Below are 18123 nucleotides of genomic sequence, written 5' to 3'. Positions count from 1 at the left end.
TCATGCGCGCCATGCGATTCCCGAACCGGCAACGCGGCTTCACGCTGCTCGAAGTGCTCGTGGCCCTCGTCATCGTGGGCACGGCGCTGGGCGCGGGCCTGCGCGCCGTCGGCAGCCTGAGCGCCAACGGCAGCAGCCTGCGCGCCTCGATGATGGCGACGTGGTCGGCCGAGAACCGGCTCGTGCAGATCCGCCTGGGCAAGGAATTCCCCGACATCGGCAAGCACGGCTTCGATTGCCCGCAGGGCGACCTGCACCTCGTGTGCCAGGAAGAAGTGATCGCCAGCCCGAACCCGCGCCTGCGCCGGGTCGAGGTCTCGGTGTACGACATCGAAAACCCCAACCGGCGCATCGTCAAGCTGGTCCAACTCGTGCTGAAGCCGTGGCGATGACGAACTCTTCCCGGGCCCGCGGCTTCACGCTGGTGGAGCTGCTCGTGGCGATCAGCATCCTCGCCATCGTGGCCGTGCTCGGCTGGCGCGGGCTGGACGGCATCGTGCGTGCCCGCGTGGCTCTCACGCAGCAGATGGAAACGACGCGCGGCATGCAGCTGGCCTTCGCGCAGATGCAGAGCGACTGCGAGCACATCGCGCAGCGCGACGTCGTCGACCAGCGCCCCTATCTCCTCGTCGGCGCCGACCGCCTGACGCTCGTGCGCGAGGTGTTTACGGAAAACCAGCCGTCGCGGCTGCAGGTGGTCGCGTACCGCATCGTCAACGGCACCTTGATGCGGCGCGAGTCGCAGCCGACGCGCGACCTCGTCCAGCTCGACGCGCTGTGGCAGGCCGTCACCAGCGATGCCGACACCAATCCGGCCGTCGCCCTGCAGACCGGCGTGACGGGCATGCAGGTCGCGACCTGGCTCAACAACTCCTGGCGCCAGGGTGGCGTCGATCCCGGTGCGAATGCGGCGGGCACGGGCCAGGCGCCGCCGCCGCCCCAGCCCCCGTCGCCCGACCAGGCGGCGCAGATGAGCAACGAACCGACCGGCCTGCAGGTCGCGTTGCAGGCCCAGAACCTGCAACAGCCGATGGTCAAATCCTTCCTGCTGGGGGAACCATGAGAACGCGCCAGCGCCGGCCTGCGCGCGAACGCGGCGTGGCCGTGATCACCGCGCTGCTGCTCACCACGCTGGCGATCTCCATCGTCGCCAGCCTGTTCTGGCAGCAGCAGGTGCAGGTGCGCTCGATGGAAAACCAGCGCCTGCACTTGCAGACCAAGTGGATCCTGCGCGGCGCGCTCGACTGGTCGACGCTGGTCCTGTTCCAGGACGGCATCGACCACCGCGACTACACGTCGCTCGACCAGGTCTGGGCGACGCCGCTGGCGGAAACGCGCCTGGACCAATACGTCGAACGCCAGCGGGTCGAAGGAGAAACGTTCGATGCGAGCCTGTCCGGTAACATTACCGACGCATGCTCGCGTTACAATTTGCGCAACCTGGGGATGAGCCGCGGGTTGCCGGATCCGCAGCAGCAGGTGATTTTCAAACGCCTGCTGAACAACCTGCAGCTGGATCAGGGCCTCGCGCTGCGCATCGCGAACTTCGTCGCGGCCGGCTTGCCGGCCACGACGGACGAGGGCAACGACCCGACGAAGCAGACGCAGGCCGCGCCCGTGACGGGCGCGCCGGTGAAGATTCTGCAGGTGGAAGATTTGTTGTCGGTGCGGGGCGTGACGCCGGCCATCGTCGAGCGGCTGCGGCCGTTCGTGACGGTGCTGCCGGAAAAGACGCCGGTGAACGTCAACACGGCGCCGGCGGAAGTGCTGGCGGCCGTGGTGCCGGACATGTCGGTGTCGGAAGCGAATACGCTGATCGTGCGGCGCAAGCAGGCGGCGTGGCGCGGTCTCAATTATTTCGAGACCGAGATCGGCGAGAACCGGAAGCCGGTGGAGGGTACGGCGGGCGTCAAGAGCGACTGGTTTTTCGTCGACAGCCGCATCCGCCTGGACCGTGCGGCACTGGACGCGCAGGCGCTGATCCACCGGTCGTCGAACCTGGTGGCGGGCAGCGGGCCGAAAGTGGTGTGGATCCGCCAGTATTGAATTGGACAGAAGTCTCGAGGGATAGCGCAGGGCATGTTAGAACGACCAACAGAAGATCGAGAAAGCGAGACAGTTTGAGCACACTTTATATCCGGCATCCTGCGCGTGCCGAAGGTGAACATGCGTTGTGCCGCTTCGCCCTCGTCACCGATGGCGGCGCGATCGACCAGCACGGCGAAGGCCCGCTGCGCAACCTGGGCGACCTGGTCGGCGCGAGCCGCCGCATCGTCCTGCTGCTCGCCGCCGCCGACGTGACCCTGCTGTCGGTGCAGGCGCCGCCGCTGTCCGGCGCGCGCCTGAAGGCCGCGCTGCCGGGCCTCGTCGAAGAACACATCCTGGGCGATCCGATGGACGCCGTCCTCGTGGCCGCGCCCGAGCAGCCCGACGGCATGCGGCCCATCGCCGTGGTCGAGCGCGACTGGCTGCAAGGCATCGTGAAAAGCCTGCTGGCGCAGGGCGCGCGCACCATCATGGCCGAGCCCGCGCAACTGTGCTTGCCCTTGCAGCCGGGCAGTGTTGCCGCCGCCATTTCCGGCGTCGAACTGACTTTGCGCCAGAGCCTGTTCCAGGGCTTCGGCCTCGCGCTCGACGCCACGCCGGCCGTCGTGCTGCAGACGGCGCGCGCCTTCAGCGGCGACGCCCCGCTCGTGCTGTACGTGCCGCCCGCGCAACTGGGCGAATACCAGGCGCTGGCGCAGGAAGCCGGTCCCGGCATCCTGATCGAGGCCGACAACTGGACGCACTGGATCGCCGGTTCCAAGACGACTGCGCTGGACCTCGTGAGCGGCCTCGGCGCGGCGGGGGCGCCCACGCGCGACTGGCGCCGCTGGCGCTGGCCGATCGCGCTCGGCGCGCTGGCCGTGGCCGTCAACCTGATCGGGCTGAACGTCGACTGGCTGCGCCTGCGCCGCGAAGCCAACACGGTGCGCCAGTCGATGATCCAGACCTACCGCAACGTGTATCCGCGTGAAACGACGATCCTCGATCCCGTACTGCAGATGCGCCAGCACGTCGCCCGCGCGCGCGCCAACACGGGCGACGTGTCGCCCGACGAATTTACTTATCTCGCCTCGGCGCTGGGTGAAGCGACGCGCGCGCTCGGCCGTCCGGTTGGAATTGCATCAATCGAATACCGCGAACGCGCGTTGACCGTCAAAGTCAAACCTGAGACGGTCGACCCCGGTTTGACCGGGCAGTTGCGCACGGCCCTGGCCACGCGCCGGCTCACGCTGGAAGAAAGCACGCCGGGCAACTGGGTCATCCGCAGCACGGGAGCCAAACCATGAGCATCGCCACCACCTTCGCCCAGTACCGCGAGCGCGCCACGGCGCTCTGGCTCGCGCGCACCGAGCAGGAACGCCGCTTCCTGGCGGCCGGCGGCGCCGTCGTGCTGGCCGCGCTGCTGTATCTGCTGCTCGTCGATCCGGCCATCGAAGGGCGCGCCCAGCTGCGCCGCCAGTTGCCGCAGCTGCGCCAGCAGGCGGCCGAGCTGCAGGCCATGGCCCAGGAAGCGAGCACGCTGGCGCAGGCGCCGGAAACGCACGTCGTGCCGCTCACGCGCGACACCGTCGGCAGCAGCCTGTCGGGGCGCGGCCTGAATCCGGAATCGCTGTCGGTGAACGGCGAATACATCAAGCTGCAGTTGAATAACGTGGCGTTCGCCAACCTCGCCACGTGGCTGGACGAGCAGCGCCGCGCCAACCGCTTGCTCGTGCAGGACGCCGTCGTCACGTCCCTGCCCGCCGCCGGCCAGGTCGACGCCAGCCTGACGCTGCGCCAGAACACCGGCAGCGGCCAATGAAGCGCACGTTCGCCTGGATCGCGCTGCCGACGCTCGCGGTGATCCTGACGGTACTGGCGTTCCTGCCGGCGGCATGGCTCGCGCCGATGGTCGAACGCCAGACGGATGGCCGTTTGACTCTGGGGGATGCGCAGGGTACGCTTTGGCGCGGCTCAGCCTTTGTGGGCGGGGCGCCGGGCGCGGGCGGATCCGTCACGCCGCTGCTGCCGGGACGCTTCAGCTGGCGCCTGTCGCCGCTGGTGCTGTTCGGGGATGTCAGCATGGACCTGGCCAACGACCAGGCGCTGGCGCAGCCCGTGCACGTCAGCGGCAGCTGGTCGCAATGGCAGGTCAGCGCCGGCCAGCTGCTGTTGCCGGCCGAGGGCCTGGCCGGCCTGGGTGCGCCGTTGAACACGCTCGCGCTCACGGGCACGATCAAGCTGTCCTGGAACCTGCTGGACATCGCGCGCCAGGGCAATACGGTGGCGGTGAGCGGGCGCACGGTGCTGTCGCTGACCGACATGGGATCGCGCATGAGCCCGATCAAACCGCTCGGTACCTACGAGATGGCCATGGACTGGCACGGCCAGCGGGCCGACGTGGTGCTGCGTACGGTGAGCGGTGCGCTCCTGCTGTCTGGCAATGGAGCATTGGAAAGCGGCCGCTTGCACTTCTCGGGACAGGCCGCGGCGGCCGACAAGTACGAAGACACGCTGGGCAACCTGCTCAACCTGCTGGGTCAACGGCGTATGGTGAACGGCAAGAACATAATCGCGTTAGAGTTCAGATGATGAAAAAAAATCCAACCCGCAGCATCCAGCAACTCCCGGCACTGCGCCGCATCGTGGCCGGCGCCATGCTCTGCTGCACCGTCGGAACCAGCGTCCTGCCGCCGCTCGCCCATGCACAGGACGGTAGTGGCAATGGCGCCGCGCTCAACTTCGTCAATGCCGACATGGAGTCCGTGATCAAGGCGGTCGGCCATTACACGGGGACGACGTTCATCATCGACCCGCGCGTGAAAGGCACGCTGACGCTCGTTTCGGAAAAGACATTGACCAGGGCCCAGGCTTTCTCGCTGCTGACCTCGGCACTGCGCCTGCAGGGCTATGCGGTCGTCACCGGCGACGGTTATGCGAAGGTGGTGCCGGAAGCGGAAGCGAAGCTGCAGTCCTCGCCCACGCAGGTCGGCATCGGCGGCTCGAAGGTCAAAGGCGACCAGATCGCCACGCAGGTCTACCGCCTGCAGCATGAGTCCGCCGCCAACCTGACGGCCGTGCTGCGGCCGCTGATCTCGCCCAACAACTCGATCATGGCCGACCCGGGCAACAACAGCCTCGTGATCACGGACTATGCCGACAACCTGCGCCGCCTGTCGAAGATCATCGCCGCGCTCGACGCGCCGGCCACCGGCGACCTCGACGTGGTCCCGATCCGCAACGGCATCGCCAGCGACGTCGCCACGCTCGTCACGCGCCTGATGGAACCGGCGGCAGGTGGCGATGCGGGCCGTGTCACCGTGCTGGCCGATCCGCGCACCAATACCGTCATCGTGCGTGCGCCGTCGCCGGCCCGCGCGAGCATGGCCAAGAACCTGATCGCGAAGCTCGACCAGCCGACGACGGAACTCGGCAACATCCACGTGGTCTACCTGAAGAACGCCGACGCCAGCAAGGTCGCGCAGACCTTGCGCGCCGTCGTGTCGCAGGATGCGTCGGCCGTGCCGGTGCAGCAGCAGGGCACGGCGGGCGGGTCGATCCAGTCCACCGCCGCCGGCGGCGCCGGTGGTGCCGGCGGACTCGGCGGCCAGCAGGGCCAGCAGAGCAGCGTCGGCATGGGCGGCACGGGCGGCTCGTTCGCCCAGCAGGGCCAGGCCACGGCCGGCGGTGCCGGCGGCGGACAGGGTTCCGGCTTCATCCAGGCCGACGCATCGACCAACAGCCTCATCATCACGGCGCCGGACGCCGTGTACCGCAACCTGCGCGCCGTCATCGACCAGCTCGACGTGCGCCGCGCCCAGGTCTACATCGAGGCACTGGTGGTCGAGGTGACGTCGACCGACGCGTCCGAGTTCGGCGTGCAATGGGTGGGCCTGACCGGCAACAACAACAGCAGCTACCGCGTCGGCGGCCTGCAGTCGTTCAGCCTCGGCGGCAGCAATAACAACATCGTCAACCTGGCGCTGGCCGCGGCGACGGGCATCAGCGGCGCATCCGGCACGACCACCGGCAGCTCGATCCCGACGCCGACCGGCCTGTCGATCGGCCTCTTCAAGCAGGTGAACGGCGAGCTGGGCCTGGGCGCGATCGCGCATGCCCTTGAAAGTACGGGACACGCCAACATCTTGTCCACACCGAACATGATCACGCTGGATAACGAACTGGCGACGATCAAGGTCGGCCAGAACATACCGATCATCACCGGTTCCTTCACGACGGGCGCGAGCGGGGCAAGCAATCCGTTCCAGACGGTCGACCGCAAGGACGTGGGCCTGCTGCTGAAAGTGCGCCCGCAGATTTCCGAAGGGGGTACGATCAAGCTGGCGATCTATCACGAGAATTCGGGGATCGACAATTCCGTCAGCTCGGCGTCGGGCATCGTGACCACCGTCCGCGCGATCGAGAGCAACGTGTTGGCCGACAATGGCCAGATCGTCGTGCTGGGCGGACTGATCTCGGACGACGAATCCGAGAACAACGAAAAGACGCGTGGACTGGGCGATATTCCGATCATCGGCAACCTGTTCAAGTACCGCACCCGCACGCGCGCCAAACGTAACCTGATGGTGTTCCTGCGCCCGGTCGTGGTGCGCAGCAAGGAACAGAACGACAGCCTGTCGATGGACCGCTACGAATTCATGCGCGCCGCCGGCACGACGGCACAACCGGTCGACGACACCGTGCTGCTGAAGAACCTCGGCGCACCGGTGCTGCCGAGCCTGGTCAATGGCCAGCCGCCCGTGGGCAGTGCGATGGCGACGATGCCGCCGCCGGCACCGGCCACTGCGCGTCCGGGCGCCGCCACCGGGCCGGGCACGAGCCAGCCCAAGGCGCCGGCCCAGCCGGAGTTCCGTCCTGTGCAACCCGCGCAACCTGAATACCGGCCGGCGACGCCGACCCAACAGAATTGACAGACGATGAATAACTTGTTGCCCTACGCATTCGCACGCGATTACGGCGTGCTGGCGCGTTCCAACGGCGACCCGTCGCAAGCCGTCGAAGTGCTGGTCTCGAACGCGACCAAGCCCGCGGCGATCGCCGAGGTCTCGCGCCGTTTCGGGCGCATCACCCTGCGGCGGATGGAACGGGCCGAACTGGAATCGGCCATTGCCGCCGCGTACCAGTCGGCCGGCGGCGACGCGTCGCAGGTCGCGGACGAGTTCGACGCCGATCTCGACCTCACGAAGCTGCTGCAGGACGTGCCCGCGATCGAGGACCTGCTGGAATCGTCCGACGATGCGCCCGTCATCCGCATGATCAACGCGCTCCTCACGCAATCGCTGCGCGAAGGCGCGTCGGACATCCATATCGAACCGTTCGAGCAGACGTCCGTCGTGCGCTTCCGCATCGACGGCGCGCTGCGCGACATCGTGCGCCCGCGCAAGGGCATCCACGCGTCGCTGATCTCGCGTATCAAGATCATGTCGCAGCTCGACATCGCGGAAAAACGCCTGCCCCAGGACGGCCGCATCACGTTGCGCATCGGCGGCAAGCCCGTCGACGTGCGCGTGTCGACCCTGCCGACCGGCCACGGCGAACGCGCCGTGCTGCGTCTGCTCGACAAGGAAGCGGGCCGCCTCGACCTCAGCCACCTCGGTATGAGCGGGCAGATGCTGCCGCAGTTCGACAAGCTGATCAACCAGCCACACGGCATCGTGCTCGTCACGGGCCCGACCGGTTCCGGTAAAACGACGACCCTGTACGCGTCGCTGTCGCGCCTGAATTCGACGACCACCAACATCATGACGGTGGAAGACCCGATCGAATACGACCTGCCGGGCATCGGCCAGACGCAGGTCAACGCCCGCATCGACATGACGTTCGGCAAGGCCCTGCGCGCGATCCTGCGCCAGGACCCGGACGTGATCATGATCGGCGAGATCCGCGACCTTGAAACGGCCCAGATCGCCGTGCAGGCCTCGCTGACGGGCCACCTCGTGCTGGCCACGCTGCACACGAACGACGCCGCGTCGGCCGTCACCCGTCTGCTGGACATGGGTATCGAGCCGTTCCTGCTGTCGTCGTCGCTGCTGGGCGTGATGGCCCAGCGCCTCGTGCGCAAGCTGTGCCCGCACTGCAAGCGCCAGGAAGCGGGACATTGGGTGGCGGTCGGGTGCGACCGCTGCGGCCACACGGGCTTCCACGGCCGCGTGGGCGTGTACGAGCTGCTCGAGACGAACGAAAAGATCCGTTCGCAGATCCACAACCAGGCCGCCGAGGCCGAGATCCGCAACGCGGCCCTGAAATCCGGCATGAAGACCATGCATGACGATGGCCAACGGTGGGTGCAGGAAGGCATCACGACGGAAGCCGAATTGCTGCGCGTGACGAAGGTGGATTGATCGATGCCCGCCTTCCGCTATGAAGCCGTCGACACGGGCGGCGTGACCCGCAAGGGCGTCCTGAACGCCGACAGCCCGCGTGCCGCGCGCGCCGACCTGCGCCTGCAGGGATTGACGCCGCTCGCCGTCGAGGCCATCGCGGCCCAGGTCGACGAGAGCGGGGCCGCGCGTGCGCGCGGCTTCGGCGAGCGCCTGTCCCAGGTCGAGCTCGCGCTGTTCACGCGCCAGCTCGCGAGCCTGCTGGAAGCCGGCCTGCCGCTCGAACAGGCCTTCACCGCGTTGCTGGAACAGGCCGAGCGTGCCTACGTGCGCGACCTGATCGCGTCGATCCGGTCCGAAGTGATGGGCGGCGCGTCGTTCTCCAGTGCGCTGGCGCGCCATCCGCGCGACTTCGCCGAGATCTACCGGGCCCTCGTCGCGTCCGGCGAACAGATCGGCCAGCTGTCGCGCGTGCTGTCGCGCCTGGCCGACTACATCGAACGCCGCAACGCCCTCGTGCAGCGGGTGCGCCTGGCGTTCACCTATCCGGCCATCGTCACCGTCGTCGCGTTCGCGATCGTGATCTTCCTGCTGACCTATGTCGTGCCGCAGATCGTCTCGGTGTTCGCCAATACCAAGCAGAAACTGCCGTTCCTGACCATCCTCATGCTCGGTGTGTCGAACTTTACGCGCGCCTACGGGATCTATGTGGCATTGGTCGTCATCGCGGCGTGGTACGCGTGGCGCCGCGCCCTGCGCAACCCCGTGCTCAAGCGCCGCTGGCATACGTGGCTGTTGAACGCGCCCGTGTACGGCAAGTTCGAGCGCAGCCTGAACACGACCCGTTTCGCGAGCACCCTGGCGATCACGACGGGCTCCGGCGTGCCCATCCTGCGCGCGCTCGAGACGAGCCGCGACACGTTGTCGAACGTGGCGATGAAGGAACTCGTGGAGCAGGCGACCGCCAGCGTGCGCGAGGGCGTGAGCCTGGCGCGGGCGCTGTCGGCGCAAAAGCTGTTCCCGCCCATGCTCGTGCACATGATCCGCGCGGGCGAGATCACGGGCGAACTGCCGGCCATGCTCGAGCGGGCCTCGAATTCACAGCAGGCCGACCTCGAACGGCGCACCCTGACCATTGCCGGCCTGCTGGAGCCGGTGCTGATCCTGGCCATGGGCCTCGTCGTGCTATTGATCGTGCTGGCCGTGCTGATGCCGATTATTGAAATCAACCAGTTGGTGCAGTGACAAGGAAACTGATGAACAAGCGCTTGCCTTTTTTCCTGAGCCTGCTGGGCGTGGTCCTGTTTGCCGTGTCGCTGGCGTACTGGATCATGCAGTTGTACCAGCCGCCCCAGCGCCCGATCGCGGCGGCGCCGCAGGCCGCCATGCCCGACCCGACCATCGATGCCGCCGCCACCTTGTTCGGTGGCCAGGTCTCGGTGGCAAGCGCGACGAATTACCAGTTGACGGGCGTCGTGGCGGACGGGAGCAGCAGCGTGGCGATCATCGTCGCCGAAGGTTCGCCGCCGAAGGCGCTGCGGGTCGGCAAGGAGCTGGCGCCCGGCATCACGCTGGCGGAAGTCCACCCGCGCTATGTGATGCTGTCCGATGGCGGCGTCATGAAGCGTGTCGACCTGGCGACCGATACCAAGCCCGCCGCGGCGATGGGTGGCGCGCCCGGCGGCATGCCGCCCAGTGGGGCGCCGCCGGGCGGCATGCCGCAGCAGAATTTTCCGCAGCCCCAGCAGATCACGACCGCACCGGCCGCGCAGCCGGTGCAGGCCGTACCGGAGCCGCCGATGGCACCGGGCGCCGTCCAGCCACAGCCGTCCATGACGAACCCGGGCGACGTCGGCACGCACGACAATCCGCCGCCCTCGAATCCGAACCCGATCAATCCGACGCCGAACGGTCAGCAGATGCCGCCGCAGACGCGCGGCGACAATCCGGCCGGTCAGATGAATACGCAATAAGCGTCAGCGCCGCAATGCGGTGAACGCCGCGAATTCCCACGAACGGAAACCCACCAGCAACGTGAAGCCGTCGCGCTCCTGCGGAGGCAGGCGGCGGTCGTTGCGGTGCATGCGTGCGAGTTCGCCGGCCAGCTGATGGATCTTTTCCGCCAGCTCGGCGGCGCTCGCCAGCGACAGGCGTGCGGGCAGGCACATCAAGGTTTCGCCGGCACCGTCGAAGTTACCGGCGAAATAATCCTCGACGACGTGGGCGCGGAAGAAGCGCTGCACCGGCCCGTCCGGCAGCCAGCGGAACGCGTTCGAGACCCGCAGCGTGTAACGGTTCAGTGGCTTCAGTTCGATCACGCCGAGGCGGTCGAGTTCCACCAGCAAGCCGATGCATTCGGGTTCGCTCAAACGATAGGTTTCCACCATCTGTTCCAGGCTCCAGTGCCCGAGGCAGCAGATCGCCACGAGCAGCAGGCGCGGGTTGGCGACGAGCGCCGTTTCCTGGATGAGCGTGAGCGTGTCGGCCTGCGGCCGCGCATCGGCCGCGCGCCGCAGCACGTCTTCCATGGCGATGCCGGCCGCCTGGCAGATCTGCGCCAGGCGCGACAGGGTCATGTCCTTCTGGCCGAACATGCGTTTGATACTCGATTCGCTCATCGCGATGCGGTCGGCCAGCATCTTGTAGGTGATCCCGGCTGCGCGCAGTTCGGCGCGCAGCACGTCCAGCAGCATGTCGGGGGAGCTCATGGTTGTGGTCAGTTCTCTGTTTTCGTTCGTCAACTCGGCCTAACGAATGTACAGAAGAAGGCAGGGCAGTTCAAGAAATGTCGAGTCCCGCCAGCCACGACCGCCTGCTGAGTCGGGTCAGCGTTATGATACGCATCAGTTCAGGTGCGAACGTCGGTGCCCTCGCCGCTGCGCCGGTGTCCAATCGATACCAAAGGAGGAACCATGAAAACGGTAACCGTGATCACTCTGGCGCTATTGGGCGCGGCTGCGTTTGCGCAAGCGCCGGGCGTGCGGCGCACCGACCTGCTGAAGCATGACAGCGTGGTGTCGGGACGCGAAGTCGTGGAGGTGCGCGTCGAGGTCGACGCCGGTCATGGCGTGCCGAGGCATACGCATCCGGGTGATGAAGTGCTGTACGTGGTCGAGGGCACGCTGGAGTACCTGCCCGACGGCAAAGCGCCGGTGATGCTGAAGGCGGGGCAATCCGTCTTCATCCCGGCCGGCACCATCCACGCGGCCAGGAACCCCGGCACGGTGGCCGGGGCGGGCATCGCCACCTATGTCGTCGAGAAGGGCAAGCCGCTGATCATGCCGGCAAAGTAGGGCCTGATCAGCCCTCGTCCGGTTCGAGCTTGACCTTCTTGAGCGCACGCTTCGCGGCCAGCCGCTCGCTGGCCTCGGGTTTTGCATGCGCTCCAGCCGCGCGTGCCTTGGCGAAGCCGGCGAACGGGTTGCGGGGTTTGAGTGGCGGCGTCGGCTCGACACGCAGCCGCATCTTTTGCCGGGTTGCCAGTGCCTTGTTTGCCATCGCCGCCTCTCCTTTTTGCAGCCGTGGATTACAACACGTAGCGCGACAGGTCTTCGTTGACCGCCAGCGCATCCAGCCGTTCGTTGACGTAGGCCGCGTCGATGACGAGCGCCTGGCCCGACTTGTCGGTGGCCGAGTACGAGATCTCTTCCAGCAGCTTTTCCATCACCGTGTACAGGCGGCGCGCGCCGATGTTCTCGGTGCGCTCGTTGACGGAATACGCGATCTCGGCCAGGCGATGGATGCCGTCGTCGGCGAACTCGAGTTTGACGCCTTCCGTCGCCAGCAGGGCTTCGTACTGCTTGGTGAGACTCGCGTCCGTCGAGGTCAGGATGCTCTTGAAATCCTGGATCGACAGCGATTCCAGCTCGACACGGATCGGGAAGCGGCCCTGCAGCTCGGGAATCAGGTCCGATGGTTTCGACAGGTGGAACGCGCCCGAGGCGATGAACAGGATGTGGTCGGTCTTGATCATGCCGTACTTCGTGTTCACCGTCGTGCCTTCGACGAGCGGCAGCAGGTCGCGCTGCACGCCCGCGCGCGAGACGTCCGCACCGCCGTGTTCCGAACGCGACGCGATCTTGTCGATCTCATCCAGGAACACGATGCCGTTCTGCTCGACGTTGGCGATGGCCTTCTGCTTCATCTCGTCTTCGTTGATGAGCTTGGCTGCTTCCTCGTCGACGAGCAGCTTCATCGCTTCCTTCACCTTCATCTTGCGGGGCTTCTTGCGCCCCGCCCCGACGCCGGCGAACATCGACTTGATCTGTTCCGTCATTTCTTCCATGCCGGGCGGCGCCATGATTTCCATCTGCGGCGAGGCTTCGGCGACGTCGATCTCGACTTCCTTGTCGTCGAGCGCGCCTTCGCGCAGGCGCTTGCGGAAGGTCTGGCGCGTGGCGTCGCCGCCGTCCTTGGCGTCGCTGCTGACGTTGAAGCCGAAGTCGCGCGCCGGCGGCACGAGAATGTCGATGATGCGGTCCTCGGCCGCGTCCTCGGCGCGCTGGCGCACCTTCTTCATTTCGCTGGCGCGGGTCTGCTTGACGCCGATGTCGATCAGGTCGCGGATGATGGTGTCGACGTCGCGGCCGACATAGCCGACCTCGGTGAACTTGGTCGCCTCGATCTTGATGAACGGGGCGTCGGCCAGCTTGGCCAGGCGGCGCGCGATCTCGGTCTTGCCGACACCCGTCGGGCCGATCATGAGGATGTTCTTCGGGGTGATCTCGTGGCGCAGCGGTTCCTCGACCTGCTGGCGGCGCCAGCGGTTGCGCAGCGCGATCGATACGGCGCGCTTGGCTTTGCTTTGGCCGACGACGTGCTTGTCGAGTTCCGAGACGATTTCGGACGGGGTCATGTTCATAATTGTGCTCATGAGTGCTTTCTTGCGGGAGAGGCCGTTATTCCAGCGTCTCGATGATGTGCGACATGTTCGTATAGATGCATAGCTCGCCTGCGATGGTCAGCGCTTTCTTGACCACGTCGGCCGGGGCGAGATCCGTGTTTTCCTGCAAGGCCTTGGCCGCGGACTGCGCGTAGATGCCGCCCGAGCCGATCGCGCCGATGCCGTCTTCCGGTTCCAGCACGTCGCCGTTGCCGGTGATAATCAGGGTCTTTTCGCGGTCGGCCACCAGCAGCATGGCTTCCAGGCGGCGCAGCACGCGGTCGGTGCGCCAGTCCTTGGCCAGTTCGACCGAAGCGCGCAACAGATTGCCCTGGTGTTTTTCCAGTTTCGCTTCGAAACGGTCGAGCAGGGTGAAGGCGTCGGCCGTGCCGCCGGCAAAGCCGCACAGCACCTTGTTCTGGTAGAGCTTGCGTACCTTGCGCGCCGAGCCCTTCATGACGACGTTGCCCAGGGTGACTTGTCCGTCGCCGCCGAGCGCGACCTGGTTGCCGCGCCGTACGCTGACGATCGTCGTGCCGTGAAATTGTTCCATATTTGCCTCGTGGTTGATCTGCTCACCGCAAGTGGGGATGCGATATGAAATTGCAAGACTGAACCGTATCCGAGGGGCATGGCGCCTGGCGGCGTCAGTATCGGTGGGCGTACAGACGCACTTGGTCGCCGACGCCAAGCAGGCGCAGCAGCGCGGCGACGGGATGGTTCAGGTCGCGCAGCACGACCTCGCGCCCGTCCTGGGCAAGCGTGCGCAGATGGGCGGCGAGGGCGCTCGCGGCCGCGTAATCGATGCGTGCGAGCCGGGACCCGTCCAGCACGAGGACTGGATGGCGCGCCGCGTGGTCGGCGATGGCAGCCAGCAGCGGCGCGCTGTCGCCCCGGATCGCGGCCGGCAGGAGGAAGCGGTCGCCCGCCGCCGCCGGGCCGGCCGCCAGGCTCAAGGCCGCGTGCTTCGGGGCCTCGAACGACGGCGGCGACACTTCGAAGGTGACGCAATAATCCATCGCGGTCTCCTCGAAATCCTTTTCACGGTTCGTCAGCAGCAGCAGTTCCAGCAACAGCAGCCAGGGCGTCTCTCCCGCGCGGCGGTCGCCGATCGCCAGCATCGGACGCAGCACGGCGACGAGGTGGTCGGCGCCTGCCAGCACGAGTTCGCGTCCCGCCTTGCGCAGCGCCTGCAGCGCGTCCAGCAGCAGGACGCAGCCCGGTGCCGTCACCGCGGTGACGGCCTGGAATTCGAACCGGACCAGCGGACCGGGCGAGGCGGCGCGGGCGAGTTGCGCGCGGGCGAGCGGACCGTCGTCGAGGCGGCCGGACAGGGTGGCCGTCGGGATCGCCCCCGATACCTGGCGGTCGGGCGCGTGCGACGTGTCCGCGACGGGGTGATACGTGGGCGGCGACGTCTCGAACCGGCTGGCGTAGTCGATCGCGATGCTTTCGAACTCGTGTTCGAGGCCCATGATCTGGACCAGGTCGAACAGCATCCACCACGGCAGACGGTCGCCGTCCTGGTCGCGCAGGCTCGTGCGCAGCAGCAGGGCGGCCGCGTCGAGCTGGCCGTTGGCGTACAGGATCGCCGCTTCCTCGACGACCGGCGCGCTCGACGGGGTAGCGGCCGCGTCCGGCATTTCATCCTCGCCCGGCAGGAGGTCCGTGGCCTGCTCAGGCGGCGGCGCGCCGGCGGCGGCCGGCGGGCGCCGGTTGCCGGCCCAGGTGTCGTCGTCGAAGATGGCGGAGGCCATCTCCAGTTCGATCGCGTCGATCTTGGCCGCGGTGGCGCGCGCGATTTCACGCTGGCGTTCGCGTTCCGCCTCGGTATCGAGAGAAAGCCGCGTGACGGGGCCGGCAGTCAGCGGATCGTCAGGGCGCGGGCGGCCGTCCGCACCCGCCAGCGGTGCGTCGCCTTTTTTCTTCAGGAAATCGAAGAGTCCCATGCCGTCCTTGTCTGCCCATTTGCCGGTCGAGACATTAGCATGGCGGCGCGGACGGTGTGGTGCGCACGCCTGAGCTGCGTCAACTTGCCGGCGATCCGATAAGTGTATCCGATGGGAAATAATTCGTGCGCACGAACCCTAGGGTCATCGGTCCCAAAAATAAAAAAGCATGCGCGGGCGCATGCTTTTTCATCGGCGCGTACGGCGATCAGTCACCGTACAGCTTTTGCTTCAGCTCGCGGCGCTGCTGGGCTTCCAGCGACAGGGTCGCGGTCGGACGGGCGATCAGGCGGGGGATGCCGATCGGTTCGCCGGTCTCTTCGCACCAGCCGTATTCGCCGGACTCGATCGAGGCCAGCGATTGCTGGACCTTCTTGAGCAGCTTGCGCTCGCGGTCGCGGGTACGCAGCTCGAGCGCGTGCTCTTCCTCGATGGTGGCGCGGTCGGCCGGATCGGGAACGAGTACGGTTTCGCGCAGGTGTTCCGTCGTTTCGCCTGCGTTTTTCAGCAGTTCCTTTTCGAGTTCCTGCAGGCGGTTCTTGAAGAACGCCAGCTGGGCCGGGTTCATGTAGTCGTCGTCGCTCATGGCCCGAATTTCTTCTTCCGTCAGGAGGCGTTCTTCGGGCTGCGCAACGGTATTCGGTTTCGTTGTTTTAGTCATGACTTCACTTACCTTTGATACGACAGAGTTTCCATTTTATCAGCTAACTCAGCGGTTACCATTGCTTCGGTGTGCGCGCCGGGCGAGCTGCCGTGACCGTTGTTCAGTCGTTCAACCACAGGGTGCATGAGAGCACCATAGAACCGGGGTAGTTTATACCAAACACTGTTCCAATCCGCGAATAAAGACATCTTTCGGTAAATTTTTACCAATAAACACCATCTTGCTGCCGCGCGATTCGCCATCCGCCCACTTTGCACCGAGGTCGCTGCCCATGATTTGATGCACGCCTTGGAAGACGACCTTGCGATCTGCGCCCGCCATCGACAGCACGCCCTTGTAACGCAGCATGTTCGGACCGAATACTTGGACCATGCTGCCGAGGAATTGATCCAGACGCTCGGGGTCGAAAGCACGGTCGCTCTTGAAGACGAACGCGGCGATGTCGTCGCTGTGGTGGCCATGATGGTGGTCGTGGCTGTGGTCGCACGCTTCCGTGTGGACGTGGTCGTGGTCGTGGTCATGATCGTGGTCGTGACCATGGTCGTGCGCCTCTTCCGTCGTGAGGAAGGCGGGATCCAGCTCCAGCTTGTCGTTCAGGTTGAAGCCGCGCAGGTCGAGCACGTCGCTGATCGGGGCGCGGCCGAAGTCCGACGTGCTGATCGGTGCACGCGGGTTGATGCGGCGGATGCGCGCCTTCAGTTCCTCGACGGCGGCTTCGTCCACGAGGTCCGTCTTGGACAACAGGATCTTGTCGGCGAAACCGACCTGGCGCTGGGCTTCCTCGTGGCGGTCCAGCTGGTCCATGGCGTGGCGGGCATCCACGACGGTGACGACGGCGTCGAGCAGGTAGTGCGCGCCGACTTCCTCGTCGACGAAGAACGTCTGGGCCACCGGGCCCGGATTGGCGAGGCCGGTGGTCTCGATGACGACGCGGTCGAAGCTGATTTCGCCCGCTTCGCGCTTGCGTGCCAGGTTCGTCAGGGCGACGATCAGGTCGCCGCGCACGGTGCAGCAGATACAGCCATTGTTCATTTCGACGATCTGCTCGCTCGGATCCTGCACGAGGATTTCGTTGTCGATATTTTCCTGGCCAAACTCGTTTTCGATGACGGCGATGCGCAGGCCGTGCTCTTCCTGCAGGATGCGGTTGAGCAACGTGGTTTTGCCGGCGCCGAGGAAGCCGGTCAGGATGGTGCTTGGGATCAATTCCATATGTCGCTGTCCAATGGTGGGCGCCGTTCCGGCCGCAGGGAATCGGAAGATTATGCCGGAATTTGCGAATCGTCACCAGCCGGCATGCCGTGCCTGCCTGCACTGGCGCACTTACTTTCGCTTTGCGCGCGGATGGGCCCGGTCGTAGACGGCGGCGAGGTGCTGGAAGTCGAGCGAGGTATAGATCTGGGTCGACGTGATGCTGGCGTGGCCCAGCAGTTCCTGCACGGCGCGCAGGTCGCCCGAGGATTGCAGCACGTGCGAGGCGAACGAGTGGCGCAGCACGTGCGGGTGCACGTGGACCGGCATGCCGGCCTTGTGCGCATGGGCCTTCAGGCGGTATTGCACGACGCGCGGGCTGATGCGCGTGTCGCGCGCCGACAGGAACAACGCGGCGCTGCCGTCGCGCGCCGGCGGTCGCACGGCCAGCCACGCTTCCAGTGCCGCGCGCGCCGGTCCGCCGACGGGGACGCGGCGCATCTTGTTGCCCTTGCCGGTGACGACGACTTCCTGCGCTTCCAGTTCCAGCCAGCCGAGCGAGGCCGGCTGGCCACCGCGGGCGGGGACGTGGTGGACGTCGAGTCCGGCCAGCTCGGATACGCGCAGGCCGCTCGAGTACAGCAGTTCGAACATGGCGCGGTCGCACAGCTCTGCGGGTTCCGGATGGCCGGACGTCGTCTTTTCCATGAGCTGGACCGCATCGTCGACGGCCAGTGCCTTCGGCAAGCGCTTGGGGCGGCGCGGCGCGCGCACGCCGTCGGCCGGGTTGGCGGCCAGCGGGCGCTGGCGCGACAGCCAGTCGAAGAAGCCGCGCCAGCCGGACAGCTTGCGCGCGATCGAGGCGGCGCTTTGCCCCTCGGCATGCAGTTTCGCAGTGACGCGGCGGATGTCGAAATGGGTCAATGCCGCCCAGTCGGCCTGGCCGGTGAGCCGGGCCAGTTCGGCCAGGTCGCGGCGGTAGGCGGCGATCGTGTGGTCGGACAGCTGGCGTTGCGTTTTCAGCTCCGCCAGGTAGCGGCCGGTCCAGTCGTCGTCGGCCGGCGTGTCCAT

Annotated in this window: 19 protein-coding genes; 11 read left to right on the top strand and 8 right to left on the bottom strand. The window is 66.6% G+C overall.

Going from position 1 to position 18123, the window contains the following annotated elements; translation table 11 throughout:
- Positions 1–2 precede the first annotated feature (2 nt).
- The 10 genes from gspI to QPK29_RS08235 all read left to right on the top strand — a co-directional run bounded on the left by gspI (position 3) and on the right by QPK29_RS08235 (position 10339).
- The gene (gene gspI / locus QPK29_RS08280) at positions 3–392 is read left to right on the top strand and encodes a type II secretion system minor pseudopilin GspI (protein WP_371764245.1); all 390 of its coding nucleotides are present in this window, start codon (positions 3–5) and stop codon (positions 390–392) included.
- Positions 389–1063, top strand: a complete 675-nt coding sequence (locus tag QPK29_RS08275; protein ID WP_371771675.1) for a PulJ/GspJ family protein — start codon at positions 389–391, stop codon at positions 1061–1063. Before gspI ends, QPK29_RS08275 begins: the two co-directional genes overlap by 4 nt.
- Positions 1060–2046, top strand: coding sequence for a type II secretion system minor pseudopilin GspK (gspK, locus tag QPK29_RS08270; RefSeq protein WP_400189747.1), 987 nt, complete (start codon positions 1060–1062; stop codon positions 2044–2046). Before QPK29_RS08275 ends, gspK begins: the two co-directional genes overlap by 4 nt.
- A 74-nt stretch (positions 2047–2120) precedes the next feature.
- Positions 2121–3332 carry a type II secretion system protein GspL gene (gene gspL / locus QPK29_RS08265; protein ID WP_371771674.1) on the top strand — a complete coding sequence of 404 codons (1212 nt, stop codon included), beginning with the start codon at positions 2121–2123 and terminating at the stop codon, positions 3330–3332.
- Positions 3329–3847 (top strand): type II secretion system protein GspM, encoded by a 519-nt coding sequence (gene gspM / locus QPK29_RS08260; protein ID WP_056134458.1) that lies wholly within the window; start codon positions 3329–3331, stop codon positions 3845–3847. The genes gspL and gspM overlap by 4 nt, the downstream gene beginning before the upstream one ends.
- Positions 3844–4617: a type II secretion system protein N gene (gene gspN / locus QPK29_RS08255; protein ID WP_056134460.1), complete on the top strand. Its 774-nt coding sequence runs from the start codon at positions 3844–3846 to the stop codon at positions 4615–4617. Before gspM ends, gspN begins: the two co-directional genes overlap by 4 nt.
- On the top strand, positions 4617–6956 hold the full coding sequence (gene gspD, locus QPK29_RS08250) for a type II secretion system secretin GspD (RefSeq protein WP_371771673.1): 2340 nt from the start codon (positions 4617–4619) through the stop codon (positions 6954–6956). The genes gspN and gspD overlap by 1 nt, the downstream gene beginning before the upstream one ends.
- Before the next feature lie 6 nt (positions 6957–6962).
- Positions 6963–8387, top strand: a complete 1425-nt coding sequence (gspE, locus tag QPK29_RS08245; RefSeq protein WP_371771672.1) for a type II secretion system ATPase GspE — start codon at positions 6963–6965, stop codon at positions 8385–8387.
- Positions 8388–8390: 3 nt separating this feature from the next.
- Positions 8391–9611, top strand: coding sequence for a type II secretion system inner membrane protein GspF (gspF, locus tag QPK29_RS08240; protein ID WP_056134466.1), 1221 nt, complete (start codon positions 8391–8393; stop codon positions 9609–9611).
- 11 nt (positions 9612–9622) lie between these two features.
- Positions 9623–10339, top strand: a complete 717-nt coding sequence (locus tag QPK29_RS08235; RefSeq protein WP_056134469.1) for a type II secretion system protein N — start codon at positions 9623–9625, stop codon at positions 10337–10339.
- Positions 10340–10342: 3 nt separating this feature from the next.
- Here the strand turns inward: QPK29_RS08235 and QPK29_RS08230 are convergent, their stop codons facing one another.
- A complete protein-coding gene (locus QPK29_RS08230; protein WP_056134472.1) occupies positions 10343–11074 on the bottom strand; it encodes a helix-turn-helix domain-containing protein in 732 nt (243 codons plus the stop codon).
- Positions 11075–11278: 204 nt separating this feature from the next.
- Here QPK29_RS08230 and QPK29_RS08225 point away from each other — a divergent pair, with 204 nt between their 5' ends.
- Positions 11279–11659: a cupin domain-containing protein gene (locus QPK29_RS08225; RefSeq protein ID WP_371771671.1), complete on the top strand. Its 381-nt coding sequence runs from the start codon at positions 11279–11281 to the stop codon at positions 11657–11659.
- Between the two features lie 7 nt (positions 11660–11666).
- On the opposite strand, the gene QPK29_RS08220 is transcribed toward QPK29_RS08225, so the two are convergent.
- From QPK29_RS08220 to xerC, 7 genes are all read right to left on the bottom strand, one after another.
- On the bottom strand, positions 11667–11864 hold the full coding sequence (locus QPK29_RS08220) for a hypothetical protein (protein WP_371771670.1): 198 nt from the start codon (positions 11862–11864) through the stop codon (positions 11667–11669).
- A gap of 28 nt (positions 11865–11892) precedes the next feature.
- Positions 11893–13227 carry an ATP-dependent protease ATPase subunit HslU gene (gene hslU, locus QPK29_RS08215; protein ID WP_371771698.1) on the bottom strand — a complete coding sequence of 445 codons (1335 nt, stop codon included), beginning with the start codon at positions 13225–13227 and terminating at the stop codon, positions 11893–11895.
- 37 nt (positions 13228–13264) lie between these two features.
- Positions 13265–13801, bottom strand: coding sequence for an ATP-dependent protease subunit HslV (gene hslV / locus QPK29_RS08210; protein ID WP_036231052.1), 537 nt, complete (start codon positions 13799–13801; stop codon positions 13265–13267).
- 94 nt (positions 13802–13895) lie between these two features.
- The gene (locus QPK29_RS08205; RefSeq protein WP_371771669.1) at positions 13896–15197 is read right to left on the bottom strand and encodes an STAS domain-containing protein; all 1302 of its coding nucleotides are present in this window, start codon (positions 15195–15197) and stop codon (positions 13896–13898) included.
- Positions 15198–15405: 208 nt separating this feature from the next.
- Positions 15406–15858 carry an RNA polymerase-binding protein DksA gene (dksA, locus tag QPK29_RS08200; RefSeq protein WP_056134490.1) on the bottom strand — a complete coding sequence of 151 codons (453 nt, stop codon included), beginning with the start codon at positions 15856–15858 and terminating at the stop codon, positions 15406–15408.
- Between the two features lie 153 nt (positions 15859–16011).
- Positions 16012–17073 carry a CobW family GTP-binding protein gene (locus QPK29_RS08195; protein ID WP_371771668.1) on the bottom strand — a complete coding sequence of 354 codons (1062 nt, stop codon included), beginning with the start codon at positions 17071–17073 and terminating at the stop codon, positions 16012–16014.
- Positions 17074–17184: 111 nt separating this feature from the next.
- Positions 17185–18123, bottom strand: coding sequence for a tyrosine recombinase XerC (xerC, locus tag QPK29_RS08190; protein ID WP_371771667.1), 939 nt, complete (start codon positions 18121–18123; stop codon positions 17185–17187).

This window comes from Massilia orientalis (assembly GCF_030411975.2).
Lineage (GTDB): Bacteria > Pseudomonadota > Gammaproteobacteria > Burkholderiales > Burkholderiaceae_D > Telluria > Telluria orientalis.
Note: the sequence above shows the minus strand (reverse complement) of the source record. Positions and strands in the feature narration are given on the sequence as shown.